Raw genomic sequence first — 486 nt, forward strand, 5'->3', positions numbered from 1 at the left:
GTCGGCAGGTGTCTCACCTTAATAGACCGACGTTCCTTTTTGCCGGTGCTTTTTGCGTTCGCAATCGCTGGTCGTGCGCGCCAGTACGACCGAATAATCTTTGCAATGACCAGGGAGTAACGTCATGAAGACGCGCTATTCAGTAACATTGGCGATGCTTGCGGGCTTCGGGCTCGGTGCGATAGCGGTTCAAGGACTTAATGCCCAGGCTACGCCGCCAGTATATCAAGTCGTTGAAATTGAGCCCTCGGACATGGAGACCTACCTGAAGGACTACGTCCCGAAGGCTCAGGCCGCTATCAAATCCGCCGGCGGCAAATTCCTCGCCGCTGGAGGCAAAACCACAACCATCGAAGGAGAGCCGCCGAAACCGCGCATTGTTATCCAACAGTGGGACAGTGTTGAAAAAATCAAAGCTTATCGCGATTCAGCGGCGTTCAAAGAACTCCTACCACTCCGCAACAAACTCGCGAAGTTCCGCAGCTT

The 486-nt window shown here is 53.9% G+C and carries 1 protein-coding gene; it reads left to right on the forward strand.

From position 1 onward, the window contains the following. Window positions 1-124: 124 nt before the first annotated feature. On the forward strand, window positions 125-486 hold a 362-nt coding region (locus OZ411_RS43075; protein WP_282532823.1), incomplete at its 3' end, for a DUF1330 domain-containing protein.

This window comes from Bradyrhizobium sp. Arg237L, from assembly GCF_029990105.1.
Classification (GTDB): domain Bacteria; phylum Pseudomonadota; class Alphaproteobacteria; order Rhizobiales; family Xanthobacteraceae; genus Bradyrhizobium.